Genomic DNA, 20,648 nt, shown 5'->3' on the forward strand with positions numbered 1-20,648 from the left:
GGCGGATTCCGCCGCTTGGGGCGGATGATTCTCGCCCCGAACGACGAAATGCGCCCCGAGCCGGGCCGACGTGCGACATCGACCGCGCCCTCCGGCGCACGGCTGCCAGGCGCACGCACAGCCCGCTGGGCGCGCCCGCGTCAGGACCGTAATCGACCGACCCGACGCAGGGCGCTCAGTTCGGAACGACCGTCGCGATGAACCCGGCGTCCTCGAGGGTCTGGATTACCAGGGCCCGGTGCTCCTCGCCGCGCGTCTCGACGCTCAGCTGCAGGATCACCTCGCTGATCTGCAGGCCCTGCCCGTGGCGCGTGTGCAGCACCTCGATGACGTTCGCGCCCACGCCCGCGAGCAGCTCCGACACCCGGGCGAGCTGACCCGGGCGATCGGGCAGCGGAATGCGCAGGGACATGTAGCGACCGGATGCCGACAGCCCGTGCGCCACGACCCGCTGCAGCAGAAGGGGGTCGATGTTGCCGCCCGAGAGGATGGTGACCGTGGGACCGCTCGCCTTCACCTTGCCGGCGAGGATCGCCGCCACGCCCACCGCTCCCGCGGGCTCGACGACCTGCTTGGCACGTTCGAGCAGCACGAGCAGCGCGCGGGCGATGTCGTCTTCGGTGACGGTCACGACCTCGTCGACGTACTGACGGATGAGCTCGAACGGCAGGTCGCCGGGGCGGGCGACCGCGATGCCGTCGGCGATGGTCGGGGTGGTCTCCACCTGCAGCGGGTATCCCGCGGCGAGCGACGAGGGGTAGGCGGCGGAGTTGTGGGCCTGCACGCCGATGATGCGTACCTCGCGGCCCTCGGCGGCGGCGCGGGCCTTGACGGCGGAGGCGACGCCGGCCGCGAGCCCTCCCCCGCCGATGCCGACGATGACGGTCTCGAGGTCGGGCATGTCCTCGACGAGCTCGAGACCCAGCGTCCCCTGTCCCACCACGATGTCGCGGTGATCGAAGGGATGGATCAGTACGGCTCCCGTGCGCTCGGCGAACTCGGCGGCCAGGCGCAGCGGCGTCTCGACGGTCGCCCCCTCGAGGATGACCTCGGCGCCGTAGCCGCGCGTGGCGAGGAGCTTCGGCACCGGCACGCCCAGGGGCATGAAGATCGTGGCCGAGATGCCCAGCTGCTGCGCGGCCAGCGCCACGCCCTGCGCGTGGTTGCCGGCAGATGCCGCAACGACGCCTCGCGCCCGCTCCTCCGCGGTCAGGCGCGAGAGGCGGTAGGTCGCCCCGCGGATCTTGAACGACCCGGTGCGCTGCAGGTTCTCGAGCTTGAGGTTCACCGGCACGCCGAGCAGCTCGGTGAGGTGCAGCGACTCGTCGAGGGGCGTCCGCGTGATGATGCCGCGCAGGTTCTGCGCGGCATCCTCGAACTCGGCCAGGGTGGGAGTGTCGTTCATGATCTCCTTCCGCGCTCACGCGGGACGGTCCGCCAGATCAGATCCGGGGATGCCAATGCCTCGCCGTCGCGCTTCCACGCTTTCGTGCTCAGATACACGGCGACGACGTTCACGAAAGCGGCGAGGGGCACCGCGAACAGCGCCCCCGCGATGCCGCCGACCATCGCGCCGCCCGCGACCACCAGGACCACCGCGAGGGGGTGCACCTTGACCGCCGAACCCATCAGGATCGGGTGCAGGACATGGCTCTCGAACTGCTGCACACCGAGCACGACGATGAGCATGAACAGCGCGATGAGGGGTCCGTTGTAGACGAGGGCGATGAATACCGCGAGGGTTCCCGTGGCGATCGCGCCGACGAACGGGATGAACGCACCGAGGAAGACGAGCACACCGATCGGGATCGACAGGGGCACACCGAGCAGGAACGCGCCGAGACCGATGCCGATGGCGTCGATCGTCGCGACCAGCAGCTGGGTGCGGGCGTAGCTCTTGATCGTCCGCCAGCCGGCGCGTCCGGCGCCGTCGACCGCGGGGCGGGCGGCGCGGGGGAACAGGCGCGTCGTCCAGCGCCAAATCCCTCCGCCGTCGGCGAGCAGGCACAGCAGGATGAACAGCGTCAGCAGCACGCCGGTCGCGACGTGACCGATCGTCGAGCCGATCGTCAGGGCTCCGGTCCAGATGACCTCGCCCTGCTGCTGCAAGAAGGTCCCGGCCTGCTTCAGGCTGTCGTCGATCTGCTGAGCGCTGAGGTGCAGGGGGCCGCTGATGAGGTATTCGCGTAGCTGGCGCACGGAGCTCTCGGTGCGTTCGCGGACCGAGGCGAACTCGAGCGAGATCTGCCACACGGCGACCCACACGAGACCCGCGATGATCGCGAGCGTCCCGAGGACGGTGACGATGATGGCGAGCCACTTGGGCCAGCGGTGTCGCAGCAGGAACGAGAACCCCGGCCAGACCAGCGCGGACACGAGGACGGCGACCAGGAGCGGGATGACCAGGAGCTTCAGCTGGATGACGACGAAGATCACGACCGCGAGGGCCGCGGCGATCACGAGGAGCCTCCAGGCGTAGGCGGTCGCCTGGCGCAGGGCCGGCGGGACCGGGGGCTGCAGGTCGCTCGACACGGTGCGACGTCGGAGGGCGTCGAGGAAGGATCCGCGCTCGTCGGGACCGGTTCCACTCATCCCGTCAGCCTACCGCCGCGCCGAGTCCGCGCCGGCGGCGATGTCGGAGGGGGTCGATACGGTGAGACGCATGACCATGACGCTCCGCCGGGCCGACGCCCGCCGCATCGCCCTGGCCGCCCAGGGCTTCGCCCGGCCGCGCCCCGCGACGGTGGGCACGCGTCAGATCACCGGGGCCCTGCACCGCATGCGCATCCTGCAGATCGACTCGGTCAACGTGTTCTCACGCTCCCACTACATGCCCCTCTTCGCGCGGCTCGGTCCCTACGACCCCGCTCTGCTCGACAGACTCGCTTTCTCGCGTCGCCCGAAGTGGATGGAGTCCTGGGCGCACGTGGCATCCCTCGTCTCGGTCGACGACTGGCCCCTGCTGCAGTTCCGTCGCGACGATCTACGCGCCAAGTACGGGCGTGACGCGTGGGCAGAGGCGAACCAGCCCCTGCTGCAGTGGCTGCGCGACGAGCTGGCCGACCGCGGGCCGTTGCGCCCGGCCGAGATCGATCACGATGCGCGCAGCGGGTCCCGCGGGCCGTGGTGGGGGTGGGACGACGTCAAGAACGGACTCGAGCGCCTGTGGCTGTTCGGCGAGGTCGCCATCGCGGGGCGACGCGGTTTCGAGCGGCGCTACGCCCTGGCATCCGACGTCCTCCCTCCCCAAGCCCTCGAGACGACGGTGCCGCGCGCCGAGGCGATCGCCGAGCTCGTTCGCCGCGCTGCCCTCGCGTACGGCGTCGCCACGGCGGCCGACCTCGCCGACTACTGGCGCATCCGCGATCGCCCGGCGGTGATGGCCGGCATCCACGATCTGGTCGACAGCGGTGAGTTGATCCCCGTCGCCGTCGACGGGTGGCAGACGGCCGGCCGCCCGGCCAAAGCGTGGCTGCATCGCGACACCGCCCGACCGCGCCGAGTGGATGCCGCGGCCATCCTCACCCCGTTCGACCCGGTGGTGTGGTTCCGCGACCGCGCGGAGCGGCTCTTCGACTTCGATTACCGCATCGAGATCTACACGCCCGCGCCGCAGCGCCGGTTCGGCTATTACTCGTTGCCGTTGCTCGTCGGCGACGATGTGGTGGGCCGCCTCGACCTCAAAGCCGATCGAGCCGCCGGTGCGCTGCGCGTGCAGTCGGCCTGGTGGGAGCCCGGGGCCCCGCCCGCGGCCGCGGAGCGCATCGCGGCGGAGCTCCTCACCGCGGCGCGCTGGCAGGAGCTCGAGCGCGTCACGGTGTCGCGGTGGGGCACCGCCGCGGATGATCTCGCGGGCGCATTGAGAGCGGAACGCCACGACCACCCCGACGGTCGCGCGAACTGAGACGCGCCCCCTCCGCCAGAGCGGAGGGGGCGCGACAGGTCAGAACTGCACGCGTGGCGGCTCCGCGATCGCGGCGCCGTCGATCACCTCGAAGAACTCCCGCTCGTGGAAGCCGAGCTGGCGAGCGAAGAGGTTGTTCGGGAACATCTTGATCTTGGTGTTCAGCTCGCGCACGCCGCCGTTGTAGAAACGGCGCGACGCCTGGATCTTGTCTTCGGTGTCGACGATCGAGTGCTGGAGCTGCAGGAAGTTCTGGCTCGCCTGGAGCTGCGGGTACGCCTCGGCGACCGCGAACAGCGACTTCAACGCCTGCTGCATGTGGCCCTCGGCGACACCCGCCTCGGCCGGGCTCTGCGCCGACAGCGTCTCGGCGCGAGCGCGCGTGACGTTCTCGAACACGGCTTTCTCGTGGGCCGCGTAGCCCTTCACCGTCTCGATGAGGTTCGGAAGCAGGTCGGCCCGGCGCTTGAGCTGGACGGTGATGTCGCTCCACGCCTCATCGACGCGAACGTTGAGCGCGACGAGACTGTTGTAGGTGGCCCACAGGTAGATGCCGGCGATCACCAGGACGCCGACGATCACGATGACCGGTACGAGCCACTCCCACATAAGTCCCCACACTTTCGTTCGGAAGATTGCCCTTCAGTCTAACTGCGGGGCGCGCCTCGTTACGGGTGGTGGCGGGTACTCCCAGGCGATCTGCACGCGAGCCGAATCTGTACCCCCGGTGGGACTCGAACCCACACTGAAGCGATTTTAAGTCGCCTGCCTCTGCCATTGGGCTACGGGGGCCCGTGTCTCCACCGTATCGCGACTGCCCGCCGCAACGACGAGACCCCCGCGCCCGAATGGGCCACGAGGGTCTCGGCGCGACAGGACCTACTTGGCCGCGACGGGCTCGGCCTTCTTCTCAGCCGGAGCCGCGGGGGCGTCGGCGGCGGGAGCAGCCGGACGCGGACGCGCGGCGAACTCCTCGAAGGCGGCGCGCGGCTGCTGAACGGCCTCGAGGTTGACGACCTCGCGACCGTGGAAGAAGTTCTGGATCCAGTCGCCGATCACGCGGAACTTGCGCTCCCACGTGGGCATCGCCAGACCGTGGTAACCACGGTGCGCGAACCAGGCAATGAGGCCCGTGAGGGCGATGTTGCCCGACTGGAACGCACCGTTGTACAGACCGAGGCCGGCGACGGCACCGAGGTTCTTGTGGTTGTACTCCTTGGGCTCTTCGCCGCGGAGGACGGCGACCAGGTTCTTCGCCATGAGCTTGCCCTGGCGCACCGCGTGCTGCGCGTTGGGAACGCAGAAGCCGCCCACGCCGCCACCCGACAGGTCGGGAACGGCCGAGACGTCACCGGCGGCCCAGGCGCCCTCGACGATGTCCTCGTCGGTGCCGACGCGCAGGTCGGGGCGGGTGCGGATGCGACCGCGCTCCTCGACGGGCAGGTCGCTGCCACGGACGACCGTGGGGTTGGCCATGACACCGGCGGTCCAGATGATGAGGTCGGTGGGGAGCTGCTCCCCGGTCGACAGCTCGACGACGCCGTCGACGGCGCCCTTGACCTGCGTGTCGAGGTGCACGAACGCACCCTTCTTCGCCAGGTCGGCGAGAACCCACTCGCTCGTCTTCTGCGACACCTCGGGCATGATGCGGCCCATGGCCTCGATGAGGTGGAAGTGCGTGTCATCGAAGGTCAGCGTCGGGTACTGCTTCAGCAGCGACGACGCGTACGCGCGGAGCTCGGCGAAGACCTCGATACCGGCGAAGCCACCGCCGACGACGACGACGGTCAGCAGGCGGTCGCGCTCGGGGCCGGCCGGGAGCACCGACGCCTTGTCGAAGTTCGAGGTGAGGCGATCGCGGATGGCGACGGCCTCTTCGATGGTCTTGAGTCCGATCGCGTTGTCGGCGATGCCGGGGATCGGGAACGTGCGCGAGACGGCGCCGGCGGTCACGACGATCTGGTCGTAGCTCTGCTCGATGGTCTCGTCGCCGGCGATGGGCGTGATCGTCGCGGTCTTGGTCGCGTGGGAGATCCCCGTGACCTTGCCCGCGATGACGGTGGTGCGCTTGAGGTGGCGACGGAGGCCGACCACGACGTGGCGCGGCTCGATCTCGCCCGCGGCGACCTCGGGGAGGAACGGCTGGTACGTCATGTATGGCAGCGGGTCGACGAGCGTGACTTCAGCCTCGCCGCGGCCGAGGAGCTTCTCGAGCTTCCAGGCGGTGTAGAAACCTGCGTAGCCCCCACCGACGATGAGGATTCTGGGCACGGTAGTGGTCACGATGTGAGGGACTCCTCGTTTGTGGTGCGGCTCGGCTCGCGGGAGGTGCGCGCCTGTCGGATTCGCCGGGCAGCAGCAGTGACACCGAGCGCAATCATTATAGCGGCCAGTGTGACAGCCCCGAGCGGCAACGACCCGTACAGAACGCTATCGCGAGATGGCAGCAGGGGCGAGCCGGCCGCGGGGGCCGCTTCGACCGGGGGAAGCGGCGGGATGACGACGGGCGTGGAGGTCGGCTCGGGCGACGGGGTCGCGTCCGCGCGACGGTAGAGGCGGATCCACTCTTTGAGGCTGCCGAGCGGGTTCTCCGACACCGTCTCGACGCGCGCCGACACCGCGGCTGCGGCATCCACCAGTCCGTAGCCGTACAGCTTGTCGGGCCGGGCAGAGGCGCCGGCGGCCGGTTTCGCCGTCTGGATCAGGCGGTTCAGCACATTATCGGCATCCATGCCCGGATGCGCGGCGCGAACGAGCGCGGCGATCCCGGCGACGATCGGCGCCGCCCCGCTCGTGCCGTTCCACTGCACGAGGGAGCCGTCCGCCGACACGCCGATGAGTCTTTCGCTCGGGGCCGAAAGGCCGATCGTGATGCCCTGCGTCGAGGCGTCGTTGCTCGCCGCCCCCTTCGGGTCGACGCCGCCGACGGCGAGCACGCCCGGAATCGTCGCCGGGGCGCCCACGCGATCGGTTCCGCTGCCCCGGTTGCCGGCGGCGACGACGATCACCACGTCGCGATCGAAGGCGTATTCGAAAGCGGTGTCCCAGCTGGTGTCCCAGTCGAGGGTGTTGGTCGTCAGCGACATGTTGATGACCGTCGCTCCGTTGTCGACGGCCCAGCGGATGGCCTCCGCGATCTGGTCCGTGAAGGGCTTGGTGCTCGAGGCGCCGAAGCCGACCGAGATCGACAGCAGCTCGGCCTCGGGAGCGACGCCGATCATGCCGCGGCCGTTTCCGGTCCCGCGGGCGGCGGCGAGCGATCCCACCCAACTGCCGTGGTTCGCGTCCACGGCACCGACCGGCGTCCGGCCGTCCGCGGACCCCACGCCCGAGACGTCGGTGCCGCCGACGACGGCGCCGGTGAACTCGGTGGGTCCGCGACCGATGCCGGTGTCGATGATCGCGATCTTCTGGCCCGCTCCACGCGTCGTCTTCCATGCCTCGCGCACGCCGTACTGATCCAGCCAGTACTCGCCCGCGCGGATGGAGTCGGTCGGGTCCTCGGGCACGGGGTTCGACGGCGCCTGAGGCGACGCCGACGCGGGTACCGTCGAGGTGAGCGCGGGTGCGGCCTGCGCGGGCATCGCCGTCGCACCGCTCAGCACCGTCACGAGAATGACGGATGCCACGGACGCGGCGACGCGCTTCATCCGCCGGTCCCGGGGCTTTCGCACTGGCACCGCTCGGGCGACCAGGTGCCGCGCTCGAGGGCGCGGTCGCCGATCGGGTTCACCCCGGGGCCCGCGGCCAGAGCGTGACCTGCGAGGGCGTGGAGGCACTTGACGCGCGTGGGCATGCCCCCCGCCGAGATCCCGGCGATCTCCTCGGGCTCTCCGTACGCGGCGCGATCACGCAGGTACGCCTCGTGCGCGGCGCGGTACTGCGCCTGGAGTTCTTCGTCTTCGGCGAGTTCGTCCGAGAACTCCTTCATGACGTGGCCGGCCTCGAGGACCGACATCGCCGCGGTCGCCGCCGGGTGCGTGAGGTAGTAGAACGTGGGGAACGGACTGCCGTCATCGAGGCGGGGCGAGGTCGCCACCACCGTCGGGTTTCCGCACACGCAGCGCGCCGCGATACCCACGACCCCGCGCGGGACGCGGCCGAGCTGGGACTGGAGCACGGCCAGGTCGGCGTCGGAGGCGGGGGGAAGCGTTGCGGTACTCATCGCCTCCAGGGTACCCGGGGTCTCCGACACCCCGCCGGAACGGGCTCAGCCCGCGGGCGAATTAGGCGCGGGGGTCGGGTCGGGAACGCCGACCGTCACCTCGGGCACGGCGACCTGGGCCGCCCCCGACGAGGTGACGGAGCGCACGAGCTGCGCCATCCAGTCGGTGTGGGTCTGCCCCACCTCGCCGCTGACGTCGTCCTGTTCCTGAGGCGTCGCCGAGGCCGGCAGGTCGTTGTCGATGAGATACACGACCTCACCGGGGAAGGTGTACCCGAGACGCTCTCGAGCCTGCGTGCGGATGTACGCCGGGTCGGACCACCGGTCGCGCTGCGTCTGCAGGTCGGCCACCTGTGACTGGCTCAGCTGCACCGCGCTGCGCAGCGCCTGGATCTGCTGACGCTGGTCCATGTACGTGCCCACGGTCGGCACGAGGACGAACGTTCCGAGGACCACGAGACCGAGCATGATCACGACGAAGCCCGAGATGCGCACCCGCCCGAGCCACTCACGCGCATCGACGCGGCGGTCCCCGGCGCTCGGCCGCGCCGTCGGCCGAGCGGGCCGAGCGGACGTCCGGGACGCCTTCTTGCCCGCCTTCGGGGCCTCGGATGCCGCCGGGCGGCGGGGAGGCAGTGTCGGTCGCTCCACGGCATCCCTCCCGTCGTTCCGCACGGCTCGGCTTTCGAACCGCGAGCGAGTCTACGTCGCGGGAATCGGCGCTTCCGGGGACGCGCCGGGGGCTCGGCATCCGCCCAGTGAAACGGAGGCCGAAACGACGAAGGAGGGGAAGCCCTCCGGCTCCCCCTCCTCGCGTATGTCAGACGATCAGCCCTTGAAACGGGGGAACGCCGAGCGGCCCGCGAAGACCGCGGCGTCGCCGAGGTCTTCCTCGATGCGCAGCAGCTGGTTGTACTTCGCGACGCGCTCGCTGCGCGCGGGGGCACCGGTCTTGATCTGGCCGGCGTTGACCGCGACGGCGAGGTCGGCGATCGTGGTGTCCTCGGTCTCGCCCGAGCGGTGCGACAGCATCGAGGTGTAGCCCGAGCGGGTGGCCAGCGAGATCGCGTCGAGCGTCTCGGACAGCGTGCCGATCTGGTTCACCTTGACCAGCAGCGAGTTGGCGACACCGAGGTCGATGCCCTGCTGCAGGCGCTTGGGGTTGGTGACGAACAGGTCGTCGCCGACGAGCTGGACCTTGGAGCCGACGGCATCCGTCAGCTTCTTCCAGCCGTCCCAGTCGTCCTCGGCGAGGGCGTCTTCGATGGTGACGATCGGGAAGTTCGCGACGAGGTCGGCGAAGTAGTCGACGAGCGTGTCGACGCTCCACTCCTTGCCCTCGACCGTGTACACGCCGTCCTTGTAGAACTCGGTGGCGGCGACGTCGAGGCCGACGGCGATCTCCTTGCCGGGGGTGAAGCCGGCCTTCTCGATCGCACGGATCAGGAAGTCGAGGCCCTCGCGGTTGCTGGGCAGGTCGGGGGCGAACCCGCCCTCGTCGCCGAGACCGGTGTTGTAGCCCGCGGACTTCAGCTCGCCCTTGAGGACGTGGTAGACCTCGGTGCCCCATCGGAGCGACTCGCCGTACGTCTCGGCGCCGATGGGCGCGAGGAAGAACTCCTGGAAGTCGATGCCGTTGTCGGCGTGCTCGCCACCGTTGATGACGTTGAAGAGCGGAACGGGCAGCAGGTGCGCGTTGGGGCCGCCCAGGTAGCGGAACAGGGGCAGGTCGGCGCTGTCGGCGGCGGCCTTGGCGACCGCGAGCGACACGCCGAGGATGGCGTTGGCGCCGGTGCGCGACTTGTTCTCGGTGCCGTCGGTCTCGATGAGGATCTCGTCGATGATGCGCTGCTCGCTGGCCTCGACGCCCTCGATCGCGGGGCCGAGCTCGTCGACGACCGCAGCGACGGCCTTAAGCACGCCCTTGCCGCCGTAGCGACCCTTGTCGCCGTCGCGCAGCTCGTAGGCCTCGAAGGCGCCGGTGGACGCGCCGGAGGGGACGGCGGCCCGCTGGACGATTCCGTCGTCGAGGAGCACCTCCACCTCGACGGTCGGGTTACCGCGCGAATCCAGAATCTCGCGCGCGTTGACAGCCTCGATAAGTGCCACGAAGGACTCCTCGTTGGTTCTTGAGTGGGAGGGGGCGGAGCGTCGTCGGTCCGTGGTCGAGTCTAGTGACCGGCTCCGACACTCGTGAGCCGGTTCGTCATTCGGTGTCCGAGGCCGTCGGATCCACCACCAGCGCCACCGCCACCCCGTCCCACCCCTTCCGGTCGAGGGTCTGCAGCGCCGTAGCGTCGAAGCGGGGGTCGGAACCCAGTTTCAGGATGCCGCGCCGAGCGCCGAGCACCTTGGAGTCGGTCGTGTCGGCGTCGGCCACCTCGCCGCCGCGCACGACGTTGTCGAGCACGATCACGGTCCCCGGCCGCCCCAGACGCGCCGCCCAGTCGAGGTAGAGCTCGTTCGACTCCTTGTCGGCGTCGATGAAGACGAGGTCGAACGGCTCCCCCTCTGCAAGCGTCGGCAGCACGTCCGCTCCACGCCCCACGCGCACCTCGACCCGGTCGGCGACGCCGGCGCCCGACAGGTTGGCGCGGGCGATCCCGGCGTTGGCGGCTTCCGCCTCGATCGTCACGACCCGCCCCTTCGGGCCCACCGCCCGAGCGAACCAGATCGTCGAGTACCCGCCGAGCGTGCCGATCTCGAGCACGCGGCGAGCGCCCGCGATGCGGGTGAGCAGGTGCAGGAACTTGGCGTTGACCGGCGCGACCTCGATATCGGGAAGGCCCCCTTCGTGCTGGGCGCGCAGGGCGGCCTCCAGCGTCGGGTCGGATCCGACGAGGGTCTCGGTCAGGAAGGCATCGACGTCGTCGTGGGTGCGCACTCCCCCAGCCTGTCGGCACCGATGCGACGGGTCAACGCTCCCCGCGCAGGTGGGCACGGGTCATCTCGTCGTACTCCGCGTCCGACAGGTCGTCGAAGCCCTTCGCCTCCACGCGGTCCGACCGCATCCACCGGATCATGAGGATCACCAGGATCGGCACGTCGGCGAACTCGGCGATGAACCAGATCATGTCGCCCGCGAGGTGTTGGTCGTGCAGCAGCGACGGCCACCACGACACCGCCTGTGTGGCATCCGGGATCAGATCCAGCACGTTGTCGTTGAGCCGCATGAGCAGCCCCGGCACGGAGTCGATGAGCAGCTCCACGAACGCGAGCAGGAACTCGATCGCGATGAAGGTGCCCGTGTGCACCGCGCCGAGCGCCATCATCGGCAGCACCATCGCCAGCCCGACCAGCGGCACGCCGATCCCGAGCGACGCCTCGACCACGGGATTCACCCGCAGGATGCCGGCGATCGGCGTCAGGAACAGGCAGAAGACCGCCGCGATCACGACGGTGGCGACCATGGCGTTGCCGAACACGCGCGTGAGGCGCGACGCGAGGAACCGCTCGCGCAGGCCCGCGGGCACGAGGTCGAGAGGCCGACCCGCCGCGATCCCCGCCGGAACGGCGAAGATCAACAGCGCCACCCGGGTCGAGAACGCCCAGCGCAGCTCGGACGAGTACACGCCGAGGAAGCCGAGCTCGATCACCGCGTACGGCATGAGCCCGAGCGCGAAGAAGCCGATCGTGCGCCGCAGAGGCCAGGCCTCTCCGCGGCGCCGCACGCGCCGGACCCCGAGCAGATAGGCGGCGGATGCCACGAAGAGCGCGCCGAGCGTGATCGGATCGGCGCGCCAGGTGCTGAGGAAGACATCGATGGGAGGCGTGGAAGAAACGTAGATCCGCCGGCTATGCGTCAGGTGGGGATTGCAGCGCCGCCGGAAATGCGGTCGTGCGGGGGCGGGCCGCGCTCCGGATGATCGAGGCGTCCCGTGCGGTTTCCGCACGAGATCCGGCCGATCCGAGCCGGTCGACCGGAGCCCGGCACCGGCGCAGGCCGGAAAGCGAAGCCCGGCACCCGCGCCGCGCCTCAGCCGCGCTCCCGCCTTGACTCCAGCGCGGCCAACACCGCCGGCAGCAGCGCCTCGGCGGTTCGGCGATACCCGAGGGCGCTGGGGTGGAAGCGGTCGACGCTGAACATCTCGTCGGGCCGCTCGGCGAACACCGGCCCCACCGCGCGCGCGAGAGCCACGACGCGTCCCCCCGCGCGGTGCACGGCGGCGGCCTGGGCCGCGGCGAGCTGCCGTGACGATCGGGCGGCGAGCGCGCGCAGCGGCTGCGGAATCGCGCGGAGCGTGCCGAGATCGGGGCACGTGCCCACGACGACGGGCACGCCGCGGCCGCGCAGCTCGCGCACGACCTCCTCCAGCTGCTCCGCGGAACGGGATGCCGGAATGCGATGGGTCACGTCGTTGCCCCCGACGACGATCACCGCGGCATCCGGCCGGTATCCCGCGGGAAGCGAGGCCACCTGCGCGGCGAGGGCCGAGGTCTCCGACCCCACGACCGCGGCGGTACGAAGGCGCACCGGTCGCCCCGCCTCCCGCGCGATCCCCTTCGCGAGCCGCGCGCCGAGGGTGTCGCGCCGGTGCCCCGCTCCGAGCCCCGCCGCGATCGAGTCGCCGAGCACGAGCAGTTCGACCGGCTCCCCCGGATGCTTCTTGCGCCGCCACACCCGGTCGGCGTCGAGCGCCTGCTCCCCGAGCGGCTTGCCGATGCGCCGGCGGGCGATCGCGGCCTGCCGGGCGATGAGGGAGCGCAGCCCCACGGCCCCGGCCCCGGCGAGCGCGAGCACGGACGCCGCGGTCAGGGCCACCGGTCGACGCGTGCGCATCCTCCGATGACACCGGCCCTCGGTGAACGCCGGGTGGCCGCGCCGTGACGGCGAGGAGGCGCCGGGCTCCCGGCATCCCGTGAATATTTCGAAGAAGGGATGCCGGGACTCAGGCCGCCGTGCGACGGCTCCGCGCGCGGAGGGCCACGGCGAGGGCCAGCACCGCCACCGCGAGCAGGGTGTCGAGGGCGAGTCCGGCGAGCAGTTCGGCGCGGCCACCGACGCCGGTGAGCGTGACGATGCCCCCGATGACGATCACGCCGAACGAGAGGGCGAGCTGCTGCGCGGTGCTGAACATCCCGCCCGACAGCCCCGCCGCCTCGACCGGCACCTCGCGCACCACGAGCTGGGTGAGCGGGGAGAAGATCAGGGCCTGTCCCGCACCGAGCAGGATCAGGGCGGGCTGCAGCCAGAGACCGATATCGCTTCCCCACGCCAGGACGAGGGTCACGGCCATCGCGATGAGCGCGACGATCTGCACCGTGACGCCGAGCACGAGCGTCGAGTCACCGAGCCGCACCTGGATTCGGGCGACGGCGAGAGAGACGCCGGCGAACACCACGGCGAAGGGCAGCAGCGCCATCCCCGCTTCGAGCGAGCTGAGGCCCCCCGCTTCGACGGCGCGCGGGAAGACGTACAGCAGCGCCGAGTACCCGGCGAAGAAGAGGCCCGCGGCCATGAGCCCGAGTTGCAGCGGTCGCAGCCGCAGCACGCTCGGCGGCAGGAGCGGCACCCGGCCCGAGCGCTCGATGGCGTTCTGGTGCTTCCACATCGCCACGAGAGCCGCGCCCGCGACGACGAGCGCCACCGCGACCGGCCACGACCAGTTCCACACCGGCCCGAAGGTGAGGGCGACGGAAGCGGCCAGGATGCCGAGGCCCAGCGCCGCCGTCCCGATCAGGTCGATCGCGACGACCTCGTGCGCGCGTGAGCGCGGGGCGAGCGGGGCCAGCGAGATCGCCGCGACGGCGACGAGGGCCACGACGACGAACACCGCGCGCCACCCCTCGACCGGACCGAACGACAGCGCGGCCAGGGCTCCGCCGGATACCTGCCCGACCGCCGCTCCGATGCCTCCGCTCGCTCCGAACGCCGCGATCGCGCGGGTGCGGGCAGCCCCCTGCGAGGTCGCCTGGATGGTCGCGAGCACCTGCGGCGTGCACAGGGCCGCGCCGACGCCCTGCACGATGCGGGCCGCGATCAGCGTCTCGATCGACGGGGCCAGGGCGCAGGCCACGGCCGAGACGAGGAACAGGCCCATGCCGACGACGTACAGGCGGTGCCGTCCGAAGCGGTCGCCGAGCCGGCCGCCCAGGATGAGCAGGACGGCGAAGGGGATGCCGTACCCCGCGATCACCAGCTCGAGCGCGACGTCGCCCGCTCCGAACCGATCGCGCAGCGTCGGCAGGATCACGGTCACCGCGTTGAACGCGAAGGTACCGACGCCGGGGCCCAGGAGGAATCCGAGGTAGCGCCAGGTCGGCACCTCGGTGAGGGAGCCCGGGCGGATCGGCACCGGAGCGGTCCCGGTGGCGGGGTGTGCGGAAGTCGTCATGGTGCCAGCATGGAGAGACCGCCATCCTGGTACCAGGAGTGCGCTCATCCTGGTACTGCGAGCACTCCCCTGGGCCACGGCGGATGTCGGAGGTCCGTCCTATGATCGCCCGAGAGGAGGGATGCCATGACCCGGTCCGACGATGCCCGCGCCGAATTCGCGGGGTTCCTGCGCAGCAGGCGAGCGCGCTTGCGCCCCGCCGACGTGGGCCTGCCCGAGGGTACGCGGCGCCGGGTCGCCGGTCTTCGCCGCGAAGAGGTCGCCCAGCTCGCCGGGGTGGGCCTCACCTGGTACACCTGGCTCGAGCAGGGACGCCCGATCGCGGCCTCCGCACAGGTGGTCGCCGCCATCGCCCGCGCCCTCCGCCTCAGCGACGACGAGCGCGACCACCTCTTCGCCCTCGCCGATCTCCCCGCGCCCGACCGCGAGGCGCGGCAGTGCGTGGACGCGACCCACCTCGACCTCCTCGAGAAGCTCCTCCCCTACCCGGCCGCCGTTCAGACCGCGCGCTTCGACATCCGCGCTTACAACCGCGCCTACCGGTACCTCTTCGATGACCTCGACGACCTGCCGGCCGACCGCCGTAACTGTGCCGTGCTGCTGTTCACCGACTCCGAGTGGCAACGCTCGCACGTCGACCTCGACCACGCCCAACGGCGCATCGCGGCACGCCTGCGGGCCGCGTACGGCCGTCACCACGAGGAGCCCTCGTGGCAGCGGTTCATCGCCGAGCTCGAAGAGGAGTCCCCGCGCTTCGCCGAACTGTGGCGCCTGGGCGACGTCGGCGGCGAACGCAACGCGAACAAGCACCTCGTGCACGCCCGCGTCGGCGAGCTGCACCTCGAGATGTCGAGCCTGTGGATCGACGACGGGCTCGGCTCGCGCGTGGTGTGGTTCTCGCCCCGCGACACCGAGACCGCTTCGCGCCTGGAACGCCTCACGGCCGAGAACCCGGCCGAGGCCTTGATCAGCGCGGTGGCCTGACGTCCTCGCGCGCGGGCAGAACCCTCCCGAGGCGGCGGGTTCCCGGCATCCCGTGTCGCTTCAGGAGAGGGGCTTGAGTTCCAGCGTCTCCGGTGTCGTGTCGAGACCGACCGTCGCGAACGACGCGTAGCCGTCGGCGGCCGAGCGCTCGAGCAGGGCCTTCATGTTCTTCGCCCGCTGTTCGACGCGCACGCGCGCTCCATCGGCGATGAGCGCCGTCTTGAGCGAGAGCAGCCGCGCGAAGGGCACGTCACGGTCGTGCACGAGCACGACGGCCCGCTCGCCGTCGGCGCCGGTCTCGGGAAGGAGGTCGACGAGGCGCTCGAAGCCGATCGAGAAGCCCACCGCCGGCACCTGCTGGCCGAGGAACCGCCCGATCATGCCGTCGTAGCGGCCCCCGCCACCGAGGGAGTAGTCGACGCTCGGGTGGGCGAGCTCGAAGATCGTGCCGGTGTAGTAGCCCATGCCGCGCACGAGGAACGGGTCGAAGACGAGCGGCACCACGCCCCCGCGCGCCGCGGCGACGGTGTCGCCGAGGTCGACGAGGTGGGCGATGACCTCGTCCGGCATGCCATCGGGCAGCGCGGCGCGGATGCCGGCGTCATCGAACGAGGGGTCCGCCGCGGGTCGGTCCAGGTACGCCGCGAAAGAGTCGACGGCGCGCGCGCTCACGCCGCGGTCGCGGAGTTCGGCGACGACGCCCGAGGGGCCGATCTTGTCGAGCTTGTCGATCGTGATGAGCACTCCGGGGCGCTCGTCGACCGCGAAACCGAACACATCCAGCATCGCGTCGAGCGCCCGGCGGTCGTTGACGCGGATCGTGCCGCCCTCGAGCCCGAGCGCGTCGAGCACGTCGAGGCTGGCGGTCATCAACTCGGCCTCGGCCCGCGCCGAGGCGTCGCCGATGATGTCAATGTCGCACTGCATGAACTGGCGATAGCGCCCCTTCTGCGGGCGCTCGGCGCGCCACACCGGGGCGATCTGAATCGACCGGAACACCGTCGGCAGCTGCGCCCGATGCGTGGCGTAGAACCGCGCGAGGGGGACGGTGAGGTCGTAACGCAGACCCAGGTCGGCCAACGCGGCGGGGTCCTCCGCTGCGGCGCGGATGCCCTCGGCATCCATCCCCCGCTTGAGGATGCTGAACGACAGCTTCTCGTTGTCGCCGCCGATCCCGGCGTGCAGGCGGTCGTAGTCCTCCATGACCGGGGTCTCGATCTCGTCGAAACCGTGGGCGCGGTAACGCTCGCGGATGACGGCGAGCACGCGCTCGCGACGGGCCTTGTCGGCGGGGAGGAAGTCGCGCATGCCGCGCGGCGGGTTCACGGATGCCACGGGTCCATTCTTCCAGAGCCCTCCGGTGCCTCCGTCTCCCGGCGCCGCCCACCGCGCGAGATCGCACGATCCCGCCGAGATCACGCGCGACGACCACGCCGGAACGTGCCCGCTCGACCGGATCGTGTCAGCTCGCGCCGGCCTCCGTCGCGCGCACCTCGGCGCGCAATGCGCGCACGCGCTCGCGCAGCGCCCGTTCGGCATCCCACCCGCGCGTCCGCGCCAGGTGCACGAGCGTCAGCAGCGCGTCGCCGAGCTCCGCCTCGGTCTCCGGATCGGCCAGGTGGTGCGTCGGCGCGCAGACACCGACCTGCGCGGCCTTGCCCATCACCTTCTGCGCCAGAGCCAGCGCCGGCATGTGGTCGCTGACCCCGTCGAGCACGCTGGTTCGCTCGTTCTTCTCGGCCGCCTTCGCCGCGTTCCAGTGCACGAGCACCTCTTCGGGGGTGGATGCCACGGCATCCCCGAACACGTGCGGGTGCCGCCGCACCATCTTCTCGGTGAGCCCGCGCGCGACGTCGTCGATGTCGAAGGGGTCGTCGGCGTCTCCCGCGGCGATCTCCGCGTGGAACAGCACCTGCCACAGCAGGTCGCCGAGCTCCTCGCGCAGGTCGGCGCGCGTGCCGGACTCGACCGCGTCGATGACCTCCGCGCTCTCCTCGACCAGGTAGGGCACCAGATCGCGGTGGTCGATCGTCTGCGTCCAGGCGCAGCGCTCGCGCACCGCCCGCATGGTGTCGGCTGCGTCCCGCAGGGCGTCGTCGCTCACGGTTCCTCCCTCCGCGGGGCCCGGTGGCACCGCTCGCCACGAGTATCTCCCGCGCGGGAGGTGCGGGCGCGTGCCGCGCTCCGGTGATTCGAGCGAGAGGCACTCGATTCCGCCGGTCTCTTCTCCGCGCACGGCGATCTTTCCGGAGTGCGGCACGCCCTCCCCCGCCGACCCGCCCTGGCAGAGCGCCCGGGCGCCGGAGATTTCCGGATGCCACACCCCGCGACCCCGGATCACTACGGCCACCGCGGCCCGATGCCGGAGAAAGTCCGGCGTCCGCCCCGCGAGACCGACGCATGCTGTTACACGTGAATTGTCGCGCCCCCGACGCCGATAATCTGGGGCGTGTGCGTGAACTGACCCCGACCGAGGCGATCGACCTCGTGGGCCGCTTCGAAGCCGGCCAGGAACTCCCCGAACAGATGCGTGCCGACGTGCGCCTGCTCGGATCGCTCCTGGGCCGTGTGCTTCAGGAGAGCGGCTCCCCCGGACTGTACGACGACGTCGAGCGGCTGCGCTCGGCGACGATCCAGGCCTACACCGACGAGACGCCCGAGGCGTTCGAGCGGGCCGCCGCCATCGCGGACGGCTTCTCGATCGAGCGGGCCGACGAAGTGGCCCGGGCCTTCACGGCCTACTTTCACCTCGTCAACCTCGTCGAAGAGCATCAGCGCGTGCGGGTGCTCCGCGAGCGCGGCGACCAGCCGTCTCGCAGTGGCATCCCCGACACCATCGCGAGCGCGTTCGAGCGCCTCTCCAGCGAGGTCGGCGAAGAGACGGCACTGGCCCGGCTGCAGGCGCTCCGCTTCCACCCCGTCTTCACCGCCCACCCCACCGAGGCCCGCCGTCGCGCCATCTCGACGAGCATCCGGCGTCTGTCCGAACTCCTGTCCGAGCACGACAAGGCGTCGGAGGGCGGCGCCGAGAGCCGTCGCGCCGAGCGACGCATGCTCGAGGAGATCGACACGCTCTGGCGTACGGCCCCCCTGCGGCGCGAGAAGCCGTCCCCGGTCGACGAGGTCCGATCGGTCATGTCGGTCTTCGACGAGACGCTCTATACCGCGGTGCCCCGTGTGTACCGCCGCATCGACGACATCCTCCAGGGCGAGAACGCGGGCTCCCGCGCGCCCATCGTGAAGCCGTTCGTGCGCGTGGGCTCGTGGGTCGGCGGCGACCGCGACGGAAACCCCTTCGTCACGGCATCCGTCACCCGCAAGGCGGCGGCGATCGCGAGCGAGCACGTGCTGCTCGGCCTCGAGCGCACGACCCAGCGCGTCGGACGAGGATTGACCCTGGATGCCGAGAGCACCCCGCCCAGCGACGCTCTCGTCGCGCTGTGGCACCGACTCCGCGCCGCCGATGAAGACGCCGCGGCCGAGATCGCCGAGCGCTCACCCGACGAGCCGCACCGCCGCATCATGCTGCTGCTCGCGCGCAAGATCGCCGCGACCCGCACGCGCAACGCCGACCTCGCCTATCGCGACCCCGAGCACCTGCTGACCGACCTGCGCGTCGTGCAGGACTCGCTGGTCGCAGCCGGCGCCACACGCCAGGCGTACGGCGCCCTGCAGCGCCTCGTGTGGCAGGTCGAGACCTACGGCTTCCACCTCACCGAACTCGAGGTGCGCCAGCACTCGGCCGTCCACCGCAAGGTGCTCGAAGAGCTCCGCGCCGGTGGCGCTCGCAGCGAGCAGACCGACGAGGTGCTCGAGGTCTTCCGCTCGATCGCCTATGTGCAGGAACGTTTCGGGCCCCGCGCCGCCGGTCGCTACATCGTGTCGTTCACGCAGTCGGCGGAAGATCTGGCCAACGTCCACGAGCTCGCCTCGTACGCGATGGGACCGGGCGAAGAGCCCCCCGTGCTCGACGTCATCCCCCTGTTCGAGACGTTCGCCGACCTTCAGGCGGCCCCCGGCATCCTCGCCGAGATCGTCTCGCACCCCTCCTTCGTCAGCAGATTGGATGCCACGGGCCGCCGCCTCGAGGTGATGCTGGGCTACTCCGACTCGTCGAAAGACGTCGGACCCGTCGCAGCCAACCTCGCGCTCTACGAGGCGCAGGCCGAGATCTCCACGTGGGCACAGGCCGAGGGCATCGAACTGACGCTCTTCCACGGTCGCGGCGGTGCCCTCGGCCGTGGCGGCGGCCCCGCCAACTCGGCCATCCTGGCCCAACCCCCGCACTCGGTCGACGGCCGTTTCAAGCTCACCGAGCAGGGCGAGGTCATCTTCGCCCGGTACGGCGACGCCGACATCGCGATGCGCCACATCGATCAGGTCGCGGCCGCCGTGCTCACGGCGTCCTCCCCCTCCATCGAACGCCGCAACCGCGGAGCCGCGGAAGCCTTCGCCGATGTCGCGAGCACGATGGATGTTGCCTCGCGCGAGCGCTTCTTCGCGCTCGTGAAAGCCCCCGGCTTCGCGCCGTGGTTCGCCACGGTCACGCCGATGGAGGAGCTCGGGCACCTGGCGCTCGGGTCTCGCCCCGCCCGGCGCGGGCTCTCGGTCGAGTCGCTGGAAGATCTGCGCGCGATCCCGTGGGTGTTCTCGTGGACGCAGGCCCGCATCAACCTCGCGGGCTGGTTCGGCCTCGGAACCGCCCTCGACGCCGTCGGCGACGAGCAGCGCCTCCGCGAAGCCTACGAGCAGTGGCCGCTGTTCCGGACGATGATCGACAACGTCGCGATGAGCCTGGCCAAGGCTGACGAGCGCATCGCGCGTCGCTACCTCGCGCTCGGCGACCGTCAGGACCTCGCGGAGCTCGTGATGGACGAGATGCTCCTCACCCGCTCCTGGGTCGAGCGCATCACCGGCGGCGAGCTCCTCGGCAACAAGCCCGTTCTGCAGCGCGCCGTGAAGATGCGCAGCCCGTACGTCGACGCGCTCTCGCTCCTGCAGCTGCGGGCCCTGCGCGCTCTTCGCGACGCGGATGCAGAGAACCCGACTCCGGATGCCGAACACCAGCGCCTCCTGCTGCTCTCGGTGAGCGGCGTCGCGGCGGGTCTGCAGAACACCGGCTGAGTCAGGACCCTCGGTGCCACGCGCCGGCTCCCCTCGCGGGGGCCGGCGCGTTCTCTTTCGATATCACGTACCCCGGGTATGACGAAGCGCCGGTGTGCTCTCACCCGTGGTTTCGGGGTGGGAGCGCACCGGCGCT

General features: G+C 71.0%; 17 protein-coding genes and 1 tRNA gene. 3 read left to right on the forward strand and 15 right to left on the reverse strand.

All coding sequences use genetic code 11. The annotated features are described in order from the left end of the window. Positions 1-175: 175 nt before the first annotated feature. Both ilvA and F9B98_RS12185 read right to left on the reverse strand, forming a co-directional pair. A complete protein-coding gene (gene ilvA, locus F9B98_RS12180) occupies positions 176-1,405 on the reverse strand; it encodes a threonine ammonia-lyase (protein ID WP_150957715.1) in 1,230 nt (409 codons plus the stop codon). Continuing rightward, complete coding sequence (locus F9B98_RS12185) at positions 1,402-2,592, reverse strand: AI-2E family transporter (RefSeq protein WP_150957717.1); 1,191 nt, start codon at positions 2,590-2,592, stop codon at positions 1,402-1,404. Before F9B98_RS12185 ends, ilvA begins: the two co-directional genes overlap by 4 nt. 70 nt (positions 2,593-2,662) lie before the next feature. Here F9B98_RS12185 and F9B98_RS12190 point away from each other — a divergent pair, with 70 nt between their 5' ends. Further along, on the forward strand, positions 2,663-3,904 hold the full coding sequence (locus F9B98_RS12190; RefSeq protein ID WP_150957719.1) for a winged helix-turn-helix domain-containing protein: 1,242 nt from the start codon (positions 2,663-2,665) through the stop codon (positions 3,902-3,904). A gap of 39 nt (positions 3,905-3,943) precedes the next feature. Here F9B98_RS12190 and F9B98_RS12195 read toward each other — a convergent pair whose 3' ends face one another. The 11 genes from F9B98_RS12195 to F9B98_RS12245 form a co-directional block, all read right to left on the reverse strand. Continuing rightward, entirely contained in the window at positions 3,944-4,513 is a 570-nt protein-coding gene (locus F9B98_RS12195) for a LemA family protein (RefSeq protein WP_150957721.1), read from the reverse strand. A 110-nt stretch (positions 4,514-4,623) separates the two neighbouring features. Beyond that, a tRNA-Leu gene (locus tag F9B98_RS12200) sits at positions 4,624-4,696 on the reverse strand. 87 nt (positions 4,697-4,783) lie between these two features. Then, positions 4,784-6,187, reverse strand: coding sequence for an NAD(P)/FAD-dependent oxidoreductase (locus F9B98_RS12205; RefSeq protein ID WP_412177040.1), 1,404 nt, complete (start codon positions 6,185-6,187; stop codon positions 4,784-4,786). Continuing rightward, on the reverse strand, positions 6,184-7,554 hold the full coding sequence (locus tag F9B98_RS12210; RefSeq protein WP_150957723.1) for a S8 family peptidase: 1,371 nt from the start codon (positions 7,552-7,554) through the stop codon (positions 6,184-6,186). Before F9B98_RS12210 ends, F9B98_RS12205 begins: the two co-directional genes overlap by 4 nt. Then, positions 7,551-8,069 (reverse strand): DUF501 domain-containing protein, encoded by a 519-nt coding sequence (locus tag F9B98_RS12215; protein WP_150957725.1) that lies wholly within the window; start codon positions 8,067-8,069, stop codon positions 7,551-7,553. Before F9B98_RS12215 ends, F9B98_RS12210 begins: the two co-directional genes overlap by 4 nt. A 45-nt stretch (positions 8,070-8,114) precedes the next feature. After that, positions 8,115-8,720 carry an FtsB family cell division protein gene (locus F9B98_RS12220; RefSeq protein ID WP_225310323.1) on the reverse strand — a complete coding sequence of 202 codons (606 nt, stop codon included), beginning with the start codon at positions 8,718-8,720 and terminating at the stop codon, positions 8,115-8,117. Positions 8,721-8,897: 177 nt separating this feature from the next. Beyond that, on the reverse strand, positions 8,898-10,178 hold the full coding sequence (eno, locus tag F9B98_RS12225) for a phosphopyruvate hydratase (RefSeq protein ID WP_150957727.1): 1,281 nt from the start codon (positions 10,176-10,178) through the stop codon (positions 8,898-8,900). A 97-nt stretch (positions 10,179-10,275) separates the two neighbouring features. Further along, positions 10,276-10,953 (reverse strand): O-methyltransferase, encoded by a 678-nt coding sequence (locus tag F9B98_RS12230; RefSeq protein WP_150957729.1) that lies wholly within the window; start codon positions 10,951-10,953, stop codon positions 10,276-10,278. 31 nt (positions 10,954-10,984) lie between these two features. Next, a complete protein-coding gene (locus F9B98_RS12235; protein ID WP_225310324.1) occupies positions 10,985-11,776 on the reverse strand; it encodes a cytochrome c oxidase assembly protein in 792 nt (263 codons plus the stop codon). 269 nt (positions 11,777-12,045) lie between these two features. Next, on the reverse strand, positions 12,046-12,849 hold the full coding sequence (locus F9B98_RS12240; protein ID WP_150957731.1) for an SGNH/GDSL hydrolase family protein: 804 nt from the start codon (positions 12,847-12,849) through the stop codon (positions 12,046-12,048). Between the two features lie 109 nt (positions 12,850-12,958). Continuing rightward, complete coding sequence (locus F9B98_RS12245; RefSeq protein ID WP_150957733.1) at positions 12,959-14,404, reverse strand: MFS transporter; 1,446 nt, start codon at positions 14,402-14,404, stop codon at positions 12,959-12,961. Between the two features lie 126 nt (positions 14,405-14,530). On the opposite strand from F9B98_RS12245, the gene F9B98_RS12250 reads away from it, so the two are divergent. Continuing rightward, positions 14,531-15,388, forward strand: coding sequence for a helix-turn-helix transcriptional regulator (locus F9B98_RS12250; protein WP_150957735.1), 858 nt, complete (start codon positions 14,531-14,533; stop codon positions 15,386-15,388). Between the two features lie 60 nt (positions 15,389-15,448). Here F9B98_RS12250 and hisS read toward each other — a convergent pair whose 3' ends face one another. After that, positions 15,449-16,696: a histidine--tRNA ligase gene (gene hisS, locus F9B98_RS12255; RefSeq protein ID WP_225310334.1), complete on the reverse strand. Its 1,248-nt coding sequence runs from the start codon at positions 16,694-16,696 to the stop codon at positions 15,449-15,451. 154 nt (positions 16,697-16,850) lie between these two features. Continuing rightward, a complete protein-coding gene (locus F9B98_RS12260) occupies positions 16,851-17,456 on the reverse strand; it encodes a MazG family protein (RefSeq protein ID WP_150957874.1) in 606 nt (201 codons plus the stop codon). A 383-nt stretch (positions 17,457-17,839) separates the two neighbouring features. Here F9B98_RS12260 and F9B98_RS12265 point away from each other — a divergent pair, with 383 nt between their 5' ends. Next, positions 17,840-20,512, forward strand: a complete 2,673-nt coding sequence (locus tag F9B98_RS12265; RefSeq protein ID WP_150957740.1) for a phosphoenolpyruvate carboxylase — start codon at positions 17,840-17,842, stop codon at positions 20,510-20,512. Positions 20,513-20,648 lie beyond the last annotated feature (136 nt).

Source organism: Microbacterium testaceum StLB037 (assembly GCF_008763945.1).
Taxonomy (GTDB): Bacteria; Actinomycetota; Actinomycetes; order Actinomycetales; family Microbacteriaceae; genus Microbacterium; species Microbacterium testaceum_G.

Bases quoted from the DNA above. Each gene is read 5' to 3' on its own strand.
- ilvA (WP_150957715.1), bottom strand. From the start codon at position 1,405: ATGAACGACACTCCCACCCTGGCCGAGTTCGAGGATGCCGCGCAGAAC.
- F9B98_RS12185 (WP_150957717.1), bottom strand. From the start codon at position 2,592: ATGAGTGGAACCGGTCCCGACGAGCGCGGATCCTTCCTCGACGCCCTC.
- F9B98_RS12240 (WP_150957731.1), bottom strand. From the start codon at position 12,849: ATGCGCACGCGTCGACCGGTGGCCCTGACCGCGGCGTCCGTGCTCGCG.
- F9B98_RS12195 (WP_150957721.1), bottom strand. From the start codon at position 4,513: ATGTGGGAGTGGCTCGTACCGGTCATCGTGATCGTCGGCGTCCTGGTG.
- F9B98_RS12245 (WP_150957733.1), bottom strand. From the start codon at position 14,404: ATGACGACTTCCGCACACCCCGCCACCGGGACCGCTCCGGTGCCGATC.
- F9B98_RS12190 (WP_150957719.1), top strand. From the start codon at position 2,663: ATGACCATGACGCTCCGCCGGGCCGACGCCCGCCGCATCGCCCTGGCC.
- F9B98_RS12260 (WP_150957874.1), bottom strand. From the start codon at position 17,456: ATGCGGGCGGTGCGCGAGCGCTGCGCCTGGACGCAGACGATCGACCAC.
- F9B98_RS12215 (WP_150957725.1), bottom strand. From the start codon at position 8,069: ATGAGTACCGCAACGCTTCCCCCCGCCTCCGACGCCGACCTGGCCGTG.
- F9B98_RS12250 (WP_150957735.1), top strand. From the start codon at position 14,531: ATGACCCGGTCCGACGATGCCCGCGCCGAATTCGCGGGGTTCCTGCGC.
- hisS (WP_225310334.1), bottom strand. From the start codon at position 16,696: ATGCGCGACTTCCTCCCCGCCGACAAGGCCCGTCGCGAGCGCGTGCTC.
- F9B98_RS12210 (WP_150957723.1), bottom strand. From the start codon at position 7,554: ATGAAGCGCGTCGCCGCGTCCGTGGCATCCGTCATTCTCGTGACGGTG.